The sequence below is a fragment of the Corallococcus carmarthensis genome, from assembly GCF_003611695.1.
GTDB lineage: Bacteria > Myxococcota > Myxococcia > Myxococcales > Myxococcaceae > Corallococcus > Corallococcus carmarthensis.
Map to the genome: position 1 here is coordinate 1 of NZ_RAWE01000264.1, position 12,380 is coordinate 12,380.

At 68.0% G+C, this 12,380-nt stretch carries 9 protein-coding genes; 6 read left to right on the forward strand and 3 right to left on the reverse strand.

The annotated features are described in order from the left end of the window. The first annotated feature begins 249 nt into the window (after positions 1–249). The 5 genes from secA (at position 250) to frr (ending at position 6,773) form a co-directional block, all read left to right on the forward strand. Positions 250–3,081, forward strand: a complete 2,832-nt coding sequence (gene secA, locus D7X32_RS39210; protein ID WP_120607636.1) for a preprotein translocase subunit SecA — start codon at positions 250–252, stop codon at positions 3,079–3,081. A 341-nt stretch (positions 3,082–3,422) separates the two neighbouring features. After that, on the forward strand, positions 3,423–4,400 hold the full coding sequence (gene rpsB, locus D7X32_RS39215; protein WP_120607637.1) for a 30S ribosomal protein S2: 978 nt from the start codon (positions 3,423–3,425) through the stop codon (positions 4,398–4,400). 179 nt (positions 4,401–4,579) lie between these two features. Then, a complete protein-coding gene (gene tsf / locus D7X32_RS39220; RefSeq protein WP_120607638.1) occupies positions 4,580–5,233 on the forward strand; it encodes a translation elongation factor Ts in 654 nt (217 codons plus the stop codon). A 195-nt stretch (positions 5,234–5,428) separates the two neighbouring features. Next, positions 5,429–6,172 carry a UMP kinase gene (gene pyrH, locus D7X32_RS39225; protein ID WP_120607639.1) on the forward strand — a complete coding sequence of 248 codons (744 nt, stop codon included), beginning with the start codon at positions 5,429–5,431 and terminating at the stop codon, positions 6,170–6,172. 46 nt (positions 6,173–6,218) lie between these two features. Further along, complete coding sequence (frr, locus tag D7X32_RS39230; RefSeq protein ID WP_120559232.1) at positions 6,219–6,773, forward strand: ribosome recycling factor; 555 nt, start codon at positions 6,219–6,221, stop codon at positions 6,771–6,773. A 78-nt stretch (positions 6,774–6,851) separates the two neighbouring features. On the opposite strand, the gene cyaY is transcribed toward frr, so the two are convergent. Further along, positions 6,852–7,184, reverse strand: coding sequence for an iron donor protein CyaY (cyaY, locus tag D7X32_RS39235; RefSeq protein ID WP_120607640.1), 333 nt, complete (start codon positions 7,182–7,184; stop codon positions 6,852–6,854). A 1-nt stretch (position 7,185) separates the two neighbouring features. After that, positions 7,186–7,728 (reverse strand): SixA phosphatase family protein, encoded by a 543-nt coding sequence (locus D7X32_RS39240; protein ID WP_120607641.1) that lies wholly within the window; start codon positions 7,726–7,728, stop codon positions 7,186–7,188. Positions 7,729–7,912: 184 nt separating this feature from the next. Here D7X32_RS39240 and D7X32_RS39245 point away from each other — a divergent pair, with 184 nt between their 5' ends. Continuing rightward, positions 7,913–8,590, forward strand: a complete 678-nt coding sequence (locus tag D7X32_RS39245; protein WP_120607642.1) for a hypothetical protein — start codon at positions 7,913–7,915, stop codon at positions 8,588–8,590. Here the strand turns inward: D7X32_RS39245 and D7X32_RS39250 are convergent, their stop codons facing one another. Further along, the gene (locus tag D7X32_RS39250; RefSeq protein WP_120607643.1) at positions 8,591–12,370 is read right to left on the reverse strand and encodes an FAD-dependent oxidoreductase; all 3,780 of its coding nucleotides are present in this window, start codon (positions 12,368–12,370) and stop codon (positions 8,591–8,593) included. Positions 12,371–12,380 lie beyond the last annotated feature (10 nt).

Sequence of the window (12,380 nt, forward strand, 5' to 3'; positions counted from 1 at the left end):
CGCCTGGCCGGCGGGGGCCCGGGGAGGAGCGTCCGGAAGGATTCTTCGCGGCGCGGGGACGGTGAATCTGCTTAGGGGACATTGCGTGGACTCGGTTCCGCTTTACTCTGGGCCACCGCGCGCCGGGCGGCCAGCCGAGAGGAAGTTTCGGGGGGCGCGCGTGGTTTTGGTCTGGTTCTCCCTTACATCTCCTGGGAATTCCCTTCACTCGCCGCGCTCCTTCGAGGATCCTCCGGCGAGAGAGCCAACATGATTGAATGGACGCTAAAGAAGCTCATCGGGACCAAGAATGAGCGCGAGCTCAAGAAAGCCCGCCTGAAGGTCGCCCGCATCAACGAACTGGAGGGCCGCATGAAGGCCCTCAAGGACGAGGACTTCGCGCGCGAAACCGCCCGGATGAAGCAGGAGATCGCGAACGGCAAGCCGCTCGACGACCTGTTGTTCGAGGCCTTCGCCCTCACCCGTGAAGCGGCGAGCCGGGTCATCGGCCAGCGCCACTACGACGTGCAGCTCATCGGCGGCATGTTCCTGCACGAGGGCTGCATCGCGGAGATGCGCACCGGTGAAGGCAAGACGCTCACCGCGACGCTGCCCTCCTACCTCAACGCCCTGTCCGGCCGCGGCGTGCACGTCGTCACCGTGAACGACTACCTGGCCCGCCGCGACGCGGAGTGGATGGGCCGGGTCTACAAGTTCCTGGGCATGACGACGGGCTGCGTGCTCCACGAGCTGTCCGACAAGCAGCGCCAGGACGCGTACCGCTCGGACATCACGTACGGCCAGAACAACGAGTTCGGCTTCGACTACCTGCGCGACAACATGAAGTTCCGTCTGCAGGACTACGTCCAGCGCGAGCTGAACTACGCCATCGTCGACGAGGTGGACTCCATCCTCATCGACGAGGCCCGCACGCCGCTCATCATCTCCGGCCCCACCGAGGACAGCACCGACAAGTACTACCGGGTGGACCAGGTCATCCCGGGCCTCGTGCCGGACCAGGACTACACCCTGGATGAGAAGCACCGTGCGGTGGCCCTCACCGACGACGGCATCGACAAGCTCCAGAAGCGCCTCAGCGTCGGCAACCTCTACGACCCGGGCGAAATCGAAACCCTCCACCACGTCGAGCAGGCCCTGCGCGCGCACACGCTCTACAAGCGCGACAAGGACTACGTGGTGAAGGACGGCGAGGTGCAGATCGTCGACGAGTTCACCGGCCGCCTCATGCCGGGCCGCCGCTGGTCCGACGGCCTCCACCAGGCCATCGAGGCCAAGGAGGGCGTGAAGATCGAAAACGAGAACCAGACGCTCGCCACGGTCTCGTTCCAGAACTACTTCCGCATGTACTCCAAGCTGTCCGGCATGACGGGCACCGCGGACACGGAAGCCGAAGAGTTCGCGAAGATCTACAACCTGGACGTGCGCGTCATCCCGACCAACCGCAACGCGCAGCGCCGCGACGAACAGGACGTGGTCTACAAGACGGAGCGCGAGAAGTTCGAGGCCGTCGCCGCCCAGATTGAAGAGCTGAACAAGGCCGGCCAGCCGGTGCTCGTGGGCACGGTGTCCATCGCCAAGAGCGAGGTGGTGTCCAACTTCCTCAAGAAGCGCGGCGTGGCCCACAGCGTCCTCAACGCCAAGGCGCACCAGCGCGAGGCGGATATCGTCGCGCAGGCGGGCCGCAAGGGCGCGGTCACCATCTCCACCAACATGGCCGGCCGCGGCACGGACATCCTCCTGGGTGGCAACGCGGAGGTCATGACCAAGAGTGAGATGGGCCTGCCGCCGGAGCCGCCGGAGTCCGTGGACGGCCAGCCGCAGGACCTCACCGCCTACCAGGCGGCGCTGGCGGACTACGAGAAGCGCTTCGCGGAAACGAAGGCGAACAACGAGGCGCTCACCAAGCGCGAGCGTGAAGAGGTCATGGCCGCCGGCGGCCTCTTCATCATCGGCACCGAGCGCCACGAGTCCCGCCGCGTGGACAACCAGCTGCGTGGCCGCGCCGGCCGCCAGGGTGACCCGGGCGCCAGCCGCTTCTTCCTGTCCCTGGAAGACGACCTGATGCGCATCTTCGGGTCCGAGCGCATCCAGATGCTGATGGAGCGCCTGGGCATGGAGGAGGGCGAGGTCATCGAGCACATCTGGCTCTCGCGCGCCATCGAGAGCGCGCAGAAGCGGGTCGAAGGCCACAACTTCGACATCCGCAAGAACCTGCTCGAGTACGACGACGTGATGAACCAGCAGCGGCGCACCATCTACAAGCTGCGCCGCCAGGTGCTCGCGTCGGGCGCGGGCATCCCCCTCGTGGAGTACGAGGAGGACCTCAAGACCCGCGTGAAGACGCGCTCCGAGCGCGTCATCTCCTGGGCGGACTTCCGGGAGATGGTGCTGGACGCGGTGGAGGACGTCGTCGTGTCCATGACGGACACCTACGCCCCCACGCGCAGCTCCGACACCTGGGACATCGCCTCGCTGTCCAACATGGTGAAGGAGTCGCTGAACCTGGAGATGGCCTTCGAGGGCGTCGGCAACCGCGACGAACTCCAGGAGCAGATCTACGCGGCGGCGGAGAAGGTCTTCACCGCCCGCGAGCAGGAGTTCGGCGAAGACTTCATGCGCTTCCTGCAGTACCGGTACCTGGCCACCATCGACCAGCTGTGGAAGGACCACCTGCTGGCCATGGACCACCTGCGCCAGGGTATCGGCCTGCGCGGCTACGGCCAGAAGGACCCGAAGCAGGAGTACAAGAAGGAAGGCTACACGGGCTTCATGCAGATGCTGGACGCCATCAAGACGCAGTTCGTCAGCCAGATGATGCGCGTGCAGGCCCGCTCCGCCTCCAGCGCGGCGGAGGAGACCGCCCGCATCCAGCGTCAGCTCGCCCAGCAGCAGCAGAAGGCCGTGGAGGGCCGCGCGGACGCCGAGGGGAAGATCGAGGAGGCCACCGCCACCCCGGTCGCCCAGCGCGAGGCCGCCGCCGCTACCCCCGGGGCCCGCCCCGTGGGCCGCAACGACCCCTGCCCCTGCGGCAGCGGCCGCAAGTACAAGAAGTGCCACGGCGCCACCGAGGCGAACCCGTAGCCCCTGACGCCCACTGAAGGACAGTGCCCTCCGGCGCGGTCGCCCTCCCCATCCAAGGGGAGCGGGGGCCGCGCCGGTCGTCTTCCTGGAGGGCAGGGGAGCGGCCTTGGAGGGTGCACACCCGGACGGCGGGTGTGCTGAAGCTTGCGCCCCTCTCAAGCGTTCTGCTAAGGACGCCGCGCCCCGTTATATGGAGGGGCCGGGCCGTACGCCCGAGGCAGTCCGCAGCACCCACTACTCACACGCGTGTCACCGGTCTCCGGTGCCCTTCCAGGGTGGAAGGGCCAGGACTGGCAGCTGTCTCAACGCGCGTGGCGGAACAACCGGAAGGTACACGCACCATGGATATCCAGCAGGATACGCAGACGCAGGCCCAGGCGATGGCCGCCGCGAGCGGCATCACGATGCGCCAGCTCCTCGAGGCCGGCGTCCACTTCGGCCACCAGACCAAGCGCTGGAACCCGAAGATGAAGCCCTACATCTTCGGTGCCCGCAACGGCATCTACATCATCGACCTGCAGAAGACCGTGACGATGGCCCGGTCGGCCTTCCGCTTCGTCGCGGACATCACGGCCCGCGGCGGGTCGGTGCTCTTCGTCGGCACCAAGAAGCAGGCGCAGGACGTCATCCGCGAGGAGGCCGCGCGCGCCGGTCAGTTCTTCGTCACCAGCCGCTGGCTGGGTGGCACGCTGACGAACTTCAAGACCATCAAGCAGGGCATCGACCGCCTCAAGACGCTGGAGAAGATGGCCGAGGACGGCACCTTCGAGCGCCTGCCCAAGAAGGAAGTCGCCCAGCTCGACCGCGAGCGCGAGAAGCTGGAGAAGAACCTGGGCGGCGTGAAGGACATGGCGAAGCTGCCCCGCTGCGTCTTCATCATCGACCCGAAGAAGGAGCACATCGCCATCCACGAGGCCACCCGCCTGGGCATCCCGGTGATTGGTCTGGTGGACACGAACTGCGATCCGGACGGCATCGACTTCGTCATCCCGGGCAACGACGACGCCATCCGCTCCATCAAGCTCTTCACGTCGAAGATCGCCGACGCGTGCCTCGAGGGTGCGGCCCGCTACCGTGCCTCCGGCGCCGCCGAGCGCGACGAGCAGGAGGAGCGCGAGGGCCGTGACGACCGCCGCGACCGTGACGACCGCCGTGGCCCGCGCCGCAATGACCGCCGCGACCGCGATGACCGCCGGGGCGGTGGTGACCGTGGCGGCGAGCGCCGTGGGCCCCTCGTGGAGATGAAGGGCGGCGCGACCGCGGCCCCCGTCGCCACCGAGCAGGCGCCCGAGGGTGGCGAGGGCACGCCGGCGGAGTAACCGCCCGTCCCCATCGCTTTCCTTTGCAGCTTCCGGAGTCGGCCGGGCGGCACCTCTCAAGGCCCGCTGTCCGGCCGTCTCCGTTTTTCGTTCCAGCGTTTCCTCCCCTTTTTTGAACTCAGGCCTCCGCCCCCTGCGCATGCCGCCGGGCTCGGAGCAGAAGAAGAAAGAGACACGACATGGCTGAGATCACCGCCCAGATGGTGAAGGACCTCCGCGAGCGCACCAACGCGGGCATGATGGACTGCAAGAAGGCGCTGGCCGAGTCCGGTGGCGACTTCGCCAAGGCCGAGGAGTGGCTGCGCAAGAAGGGCATCTCCAAGGCCGAGGGCAAGGCCGGCCGCGTCGCCGCCGAGGGCATCGTCGGCACCTACGTCCACGGTGGCCGCATCGGCGTCCTCGTGGAGGTCAACTGCGAGACGGACTTCGTCGCTCGCAACCCGGACTTCCAGGAGCTGGTGAAGGACGTGGCCATGCAGATCGCCGCGGCCAACCCCAAGTTCGTCCGCCGTGAGGAGGTCCCCACGGACGCGATGGACAAGGAGAAGGAGATCCAGCGCGAGCTGCTCAAGCAGCAGGGCAAGCCCGAGGCGATGCTGGAGAAGATCCTCGTGGGCAAGATGGAGAAGTACTACGAGGGCGTCTGCCTGGTGGACCAGCTCTGGGTGAAGGACGACAAGAAGAAGGTCGGCGAGATGATCAACGAGCGCGCCGCCAAGATTGGCGAGAAGGTCTCCGTGCGCCGCTTCGCCCGCTTCGAGGTGGGTGAGGGCATCGAGAAGAAGAAGGACGACCTGGCCGCCGAGGTCGCCAAGACGCTGGGCCAGGCCTAAGGCCTCCCGCCGCACCGCTGTCCCTGGGGCCGCGTGCCTGGAGCTCTTCCTTACCGGGAAGGGCACCGGGGGCGCGGCCCTTGGTATTCCAGGACCCTTTCGCGTCCGTCCGTCCGCCCGGCATCAAACGGTGCGGCGCGCGTCACGACTTCCGTCATTGCCTGGGCGCGGGGCGGGGGATAGAAGCGGTCGCGTATGTCCGAATCCACCTCTCCCTACAAGCGCATCCTCCTCAAACTGTCGGGCGAAGCCCTGATGGGCGAGGGGAAGTACGGCATCCACCCGCCCACCCTCACGCGCATCGCGGAGGAAGTCGCCGAGCTGTCGCGGACAGGGCTTGAGATCGCCCTCGTGATTGGCGGCGGCAACATCTTCCGCGGCGTCGCGGGCGCCACGGAGGGCATGGACCGCGCGAGCGCGGACTACATGGGCATGCTCGCCACCTGCATCAACTCCATGGCGCTGCAGGACTCGCTGGAGAAGCAGGGGCTGAAGACGCGCGTGCAGTCCGCCATCAAGATGGAGCAGATCGCGGAGCCCTACATCCGCCGGCGCGCGGTGCGGCACCTGGAGAAGGGCCGCGTCGTCATCTTCGCCGCGGGCACGGGCAACCCCTACTTCACCACCGACACGGCCGCGTCGCTGCGCGCGATGGAAATCAACGCGCAGGTCATCCTCAAGGCCACCAAGGTGGACGGCGTCTACAACGCGGACCCGAAGAAGGATCCGACGGCGCGGCGCTACCGGACGCTCACGTACATGGACGTCCTCAAGCAGAACCTCAACGTGATGGACTCCACGGCCATCTCGCTGTGCATGGACAACAAGCTGCCCATCATCGTGTTCGACCTGGGCACGCGCGGGAACATCCAGCGCGCCGTCACGGGCCACGGCGAGTTCGGCACCGTCGTCGGCGCGTCCGAGACGGTCTGGGCGTAAAACCCCAAGCAGGACTGCGACACCCCCACTTCTAGAGGAGACTCAAATGGCTGACGCCGCCGCGGAACTGAAGAGCCGTATCGACAAGTCACTGGACGACCTCAAGCGGGAACTGGCCAAGGTGCGCACCGGCCGTGCGAGCACCGCCATCCTGGACGGCATCAAGGTGGACCAGTACGGCACCCCCACGCCGCTGGCCGGCGTGGCCAGCATCAACGCGCCGGAGCCCCGCCTCATCACCATCAAGCCCTGGGACAAGGGCGTGCTGAAGGACATCGAGAAGGCCCTGCGTGAGGCGAACCTGGGCATCAACCCGATGAACGACGGCGAGATGATCCGCCTGCCCTTCCCGCCCCTCACCGAGGAGCGCCGCAAGGACATCGTCAAGCAGGTGAAGGCGAAGGGCGAGGAGCACAAGGTCGCCATCCGCAACATCCGCCGCGACGCGAACGAGGCGCTCAAGACGCAGCAGAAGGACAAGAAGATCACCGAGGACGACCTCAAGCGCCTCACCAAGGACGTCCAGGACAAGACGGACGCCGGCATCAAGCAGGTGGACACCATGCTCGCGGCCAAGGAGCAGGAAGTGATGAAGGTCTGAGCCGTCTTTGTCGCACGGGGGCTCGTGGCCAGGCGCCACGGGCCTCCTTCGCGCTTCAAGGGGGCTTTCCGCGGGACTTCAGGACGGCCAGGTGAGCGCTTCGCCCGTGAGGTGCTTCACCACGCCCGCGACGAAGGCGAACAGCTCCAGCCCCTTGCCCTTGTCGTCCTTCCAGGTGCGCGAGGCGTCGTCGTAGCTGAAGTGGATGCCCTGGCCCTGGCCGGCCACCCAGATCTGCCAGATGGCGCGCTGGGTGTTGATGATGCACTTCTCGCCGGACGCGGCCGTCAGCGTCACCTTGTCTCCGGTGGCTTCGGCTTCCAACACGTCCGGGTCGAAGGCGTCCGCCGCCGCCAGGATGCGTTTGAACGCGGCGGCGACGAGCGGGTGGTAGCGGGCTTCGTCCATCACGTCACTGGATGACGTCGAGGACCTGCTGGCCGGGAGCGGCGTAGAACAGGAACTTCAGGTGCTGCGCCGGGGGGTTTTCCCCCTTCTCACCGGGCACCTGGTCTTCCGTGCTGGTGGGCGTGTCCGGCCACTCCATGGCGATGACCGTGCCCGGGTTCACCGGCTTGGGGAAGGACTGCATCCCCAGGAGGTGCGCCGCCAGCGCGCCCATGGAGGGCTGGTGGCCCACCAGGACGAGGTTCTCGTCGGAGTGCTCCTTGAGCACCGGCTCCACCGCGCCCACCGGCATGTCCGGCAGCAGGCTGCGGTGCGCGCGCAGGAGGCCTTCGTGCTTCACGGAGTAGGAGAGGATCTGCGCGGTCTGAATCGTGCGGACCAGCGGGCTGGTGAGGATGAGGTCCACGGGCCCCATGCGCTCCGACAGCGACGCGAAATGCGCGGCGACGTTCGTCCGGGCCTTCGCGGTCAGCGCGCGAGCCTCGTCGCCGAGACCCTCGGGGGGATCCGCGTCCGCTTCGCCGTGCCTTACCAGGAAAATCCTCAAAGTCCCTCCACCGGTCGCAACAAGACCGCGGTTCGTACCTGACCGCGGGCCGGTTGGTCAAAGGTAATGAGTCGAATGTTCAGTGACCGGAACAGCCTGCTTGAGGAGGGCGTTCGGGAACCGCCGTTCGCCGGGGCCCGCCGGAGCATACACTGGCCATCCACTGGCGTTCACGGGAGGTGGCATGCGCAAGTCGTGGGGGTGTCTGGCCGTCGTCCTGGCCCTGTCCGCGTGTCGGAAGGACGCGACGGAGGGCTCGGCGGGGGGCGGTGACACCCAGGAGACGGTTGCCCGCCTGGAAGGTGGGGAGGCGGGGGAGGATGTGCCGTCCGGCCCCTACACCGTGACGAAGGCCAAGCTGGATGCGTACGTGGGCTACCAGCGCAAGATGCTGGAGGTGTACGGGTCGCTGATGCGGGGCCTGCAGGACATGGGGCCGCTGATGGACGCGGGAACGCCCCAGGCGCTGGAGAAGGCCCGGAGCGGCCTGAAGCTCATCGAGCGCAAGGCGCAGGCGGAGTCCGACGCGCGCCAGGCGGCGGGGCTGTCCACGGACGAGGTCAACCGCATCGCGGAGGTCGTGACCGCCGTCATCAGCCAGCGGCAGATGGGGCGCACGCTCCAGTACGAGGAGGAGCTCAAGAAGCTGGAGTCGCTCCAGTCCCGCATGCCGGAGGAGCAGCAGAAGGAGCTGGCGCCGCAGGTGGAGTCCATGCGCCGCCAGGTGGAGGCCTTCCAGAAGCTGCCGGAGGCGCGCCGGGAGTTCGGCGACGCCAACGTGGACGTGGTGCTGTCCCGCGAAGCCGACCTGACGAAGAACTATCAGGACATGCTCAAGGCCTTCGCGGGCGTGCGGCGGTAGCTACACCCGCTTGAGCTGCGGCGCCTTCTTCAAGAGCTGCGCGAGGAAGGTGTCGCCCTGCTTCTCCAGCACGGTGTTGCCGCGCAGGCGCTGGTTCAGGTTGACGAAGTCCACGTGGTCCAGCCGCTGGTCCTGGTTGTAGCAGGAGAAGACCCACGTCTCCTTGCCCGTGAGCGGGTCCACGTGCCGCTGGAGGCACTGGGCGCAGATCTCCTTCATCATGCACTGCATGGGGGAGTTGACGGACCCGATGGCCTCGTGGCCCGGCTTGAGGAACGGCTGGAGCACGCCGTGCCGCGCCTCCGCCACCGCGCGCATCATCCGGTCCGAGCCGATGGCGATGATGCGGTCCACCTCGCTCAAGGAGATGACGGGCTTCACGCCCAGCTTGCCTTCCGCGTACGCCACCATGGCCTGCACCACGTTGCCCCGGAAGGCGGAGTCCTGCGGGCGGCGCACGTCCAGCAGGTCGCCTGAGTCCACGGACCAGATGACCTGGTCGGTGCCGGCTTCAATCTCGTCCTGCTTGAACGAGTCCGACTTCAGCCGGTAGCCCGCGAAGTACACCACGCGGCAGCCTGCCGCCTTGAGCGAGCGCGCGATGGAGAAGAGCACCGCGTTGCCCAGGCCGCCGCCCACCAGCACCACCGTCTCGTTGTGGCCAATCTCCGTGGGCGCGCCCGTGGGGCCCATCAGCACCACGGGCTCACCGGGCTTGAGCGCCGCGCACAGGCGGGACGAGGAGCCCATCTCCAGCACGATGGTGCCCATCAGGCCCTTCTCCTTGTCCACCCACGCGCCCGTGAGGGCCAGGCCTTCCATGGTGAGGCGCACGCCGTCCACGAGCGGCGCGTTCCGCTCGAAGTTCTGGAGCCGGTAGAACTGGCCGGGGGAGAAGTGGCTGGCGGCGAAGGGCGCGCGCACCACCACCTCCACGATGGTCGGCGTGAGCCGGTTCACCGCGACGACGGTGGCGAGGAACGCCTCGTCCAGCTTCGCGAAGTGGGCGGCGCGCTGGGACTCGCGGGCCTCCTGCGCGGCCGTGTCGTGGAAGTCCAGGCCCGCGACCTCCTTCGCGAACAGGCGCGCCACCTCCGGGTGGCCGTCCTTCGCGCTGGCCATGGCCTTCACCACGTTGCCCGCGTAGGTCGGGTGGTTGTCGCCGTAGAAGGACACGAAGCGGCCGTCCTGCTGGTAGGACGTGAAGAAGCCCACCTTCGCCTCGGGGTCCTCGGCGGCCTCCACCGGCTGGAGCTTGAAGCCGCTGCCTTCCTCCACCAGATCGTGGCCCTGGAAGTACTCCTTCGCCTCATCCAACTGGAAGGTGCCCGGGTATTCCTTCTCGTAGGTGACGTTGGGGGACGTGCCCGCGGCCACGCACACCGTCTTCGCGGGCAGCTCGAAGAACTGGCCGCTTCCCTTGAGCTTGCCGTCCACCGTCACCATGCGCTCGAAGCGGATGGCGCGCACCGCGCCGGAGTCGTCCTGCAGCGCCTCCGTGGGGCTCATCCGTTCAATGAAGCGGATGCCCTCCTCCAGCGCCTTGGACACCTCTTCGTGGTTGAGGCGGTAGGCGGGGGACTCCGTGAGGCCGCGGCGGTACACCAGGCTCACGCCGCCCCACGAACGCACCAGGTGGATGAAGTCCGGCGAGCGGCCTTCGGCCTGGGCCTTCTGCCGCTCCGCGCGCACGGCGCGGCCGTGCTCCAGGAAGGTCTGGTAGGTGACGCGCTCCTCGGCGTCCAGGCGCGCGATGACGCCGGCCTCGCCCAGGTCCGCCACCAGCTTCTCGTGGCGCTCCAGCGTCTTCTCCACCTGCACCGGGTAGTACGCCATCAGCTCCGTGGCGGTGTCGATGCCGGTGAGGCCGCCGCCGATGACGATGGCGGGCAGCTGCACCTGGAGGTTCGCCAGCGAGTCGCGCTTGAAGGCGCCGGTGAGCTGGAGCGCCATCAGGAAGTCGGACGCCTTGCGGATGCCCCGGATGAGGTTGTTCTTCATCCCGATGATGGTGGGGCGGCCCGCGCCCGCGGCGATGGCCACGTGGTCGAAGCCCAGCGACCACGCGTCCTCCACCGTCAGCGTGCCGCCGAAGCGGATGCCGCCGTAGATGCGCAGGCCTTCCCGGCGCGCGAGCGTCAGGTGGATGAGCGTGAGGAAGTTCTTGTCCCAGCGCACGGTGATTCCGTACTCGGACACGCCGCCGAAGCCTTCCAGCACGCGCTCGTCCAGCTCACGCGTGAGCTCGCGCCAGTCGCGGATGGGCGCGAGCTTGTGGCCGTTGCGGCCCACCAGCTCATCCGGGAACGGTTCAATCTTGAGGCCGTCCACGCCGGTGACGGCGAAGCCTTCGTTGAGCAGGTAGTGCGACAGCGTGTAGCCGGCGGGGCCCAGGCCCACCACCATCACGTTGCGGCCCACGTAGGGCAGCGCGTACGGGCGGCGGAGGTTGAGCGGGTTCCAGCGCGTGAGCAGGCCGTAGATTTCAAAGCCCCACGGCAGCTCCAACACGTCCGTGAGCGTGGCCGTCTCCGCCAGCGGGATGTTCACCGGCTCCTGCTTCTGGAAGATGCAGGCCTTCATGCAGTCGTTGCAGATGCGGTGGCCGGTGCCCGGGCACATGGGGTTGTCCAGCGTCACCATGGCCAGCGCGGCCACGGAGTCACCCTCGCGCTTGAGCGCGTGTGCTTCGGAGATGCGCTCGTCCAGCGGGCAGCCGGTGAGCGGGATGCCCAGGGGGTTCTTCTTGAACGAGTGCCCCTCCGCCACCGGGTCCTTCGCGGGGAATCCCTTGCTGCACGAGTCCTTCTGCCGTTCGTGGCAGAGGACGCAGTAGTCCACCTCGTTCATCACGTCGCGCGGGGTGCCCCGGCGGTCGGTGAGCTTGAACCCGTCGCGGTGGCGCAGGTGGTGCTCCAGGCCTTCCGTCTTCTCCTCCAGCTGCGCATCCGGGCGCTGCAGCTGCACCAGCTGGTCGAACACCAGCGGCTTGGGCAGCCGCAGCGTGGGCCAGGTGTGGAACAGGGCCTTGGTCTCCGGGTGCAGCGCGCGGGCGTACGTCCACCGGTCCGCCAGCGACAGCAGCGCGCGCACGGACTGGAGCTCCGCCGCGTCGTCGCCCTGGGTCACCAGGCTGGAGCCGAACGCATCCGCGCCCTCCGGCGTGGCGGTGAGCGCGGCGCGCAGGGCGGTCCACCGCTCGCGCAGGCCCGCGGCGCGGTCCTGGTGCGCGGGGGGCAGGTTGCCGGCGTAGAGCCGCTCGATGTCGAGCAGCGTGAGGATGGACTCCGCGAGCCCGCGCTCCAGGTCGCCGTGCTCGAGCGCGTCCGGGAAGCCCCGCTCCATGAGCAGGCGCATGCGGCCGTCCAGCGACGGGAACTCCGCGAGCGTTGGGCGGTCCTGCGCGCCCTTCTTGAAGACGCGGCGCGTGATGAACTCGCGCTTGAAGTCGAAGAGGGGCAGCTCGCCGCGCAGGTGGCGGGCCAGCCGCTCGGACTCTGGCGTGATGCCGAACAGCGTGGCGACGAAGCGCGAGACGTGGCGGGCCACCTGGATGAGCAGCTCGGATTCGGCCGGGCCCGAAGGACGGGTGCCGCCGGACTTGCGGTACGCGTCGAAGGCCTGGAACAGGTCCGGTGCGTCACCCTGGAGCTGCGCGTCGAAGCGCTCCGCCAGCCGGCGCAGGCCACTGGGGCGGTACAGGTCTTCGAAGGAGAATCCCGGCAGGCCCAGCTGGAGCGTGCGGGCAGGGGCGGAGGCGGGGTCGTTCAAGGCGCGCATGTCACGGGAC